Consider the following 273-nt stretch of genomic DNA (forward strand, 5'->3'; position numbering starts at 1 on the left):
TAGGTCACCAGCCTGACAGTCGGGATGCCGAGGACGCCGGACGTCAGTCGACGACGAACAGACGCGCGCCGGTCTCGGTGCTCGAGCGATGGGCTTCCATGTCCGTGCCGACCTGATAGCTCTCCCCGGCGTGCAGAGTGAAGGTCCGATCGTCTTCGAGCTCCGTCTCGAGGGTGCCCTCGACGACGAACAGCACGTGGCCGCGCGAGCACCAGTGGTCGGCGACGTAGCCCGGCGAGTATTCGACCATGCGGATGCGGGTGTCTCCGATCT

At 65.9% G+C, this 273-nt stretch carries 1 protein-coding gene; it reads right to left on the reverse strand.

The window, feature by feature from the left end:
- Window positions 1-43: 43 nt before the first annotated feature.
- A partial coding sequence (locus R0J87_RS20405; protein ID WP_498888538.1) for a DHCW motif cupin fold protein occupies window positions 44-273 on the reverse strand: 230 nt, incomplete at its 5' end.

It is taken from the genome of Halomonas sp. SIMBA_159 (assembly GCF_046536035.1).
In the GTDB taxonomy this organism is placed as follows: domain Bacteria; phylum Pseudomonadota; class Gammaproteobacteria; order Pseudomonadales; family Halomonadaceae; genus Vreelandella; species Vreelandella venusta_A.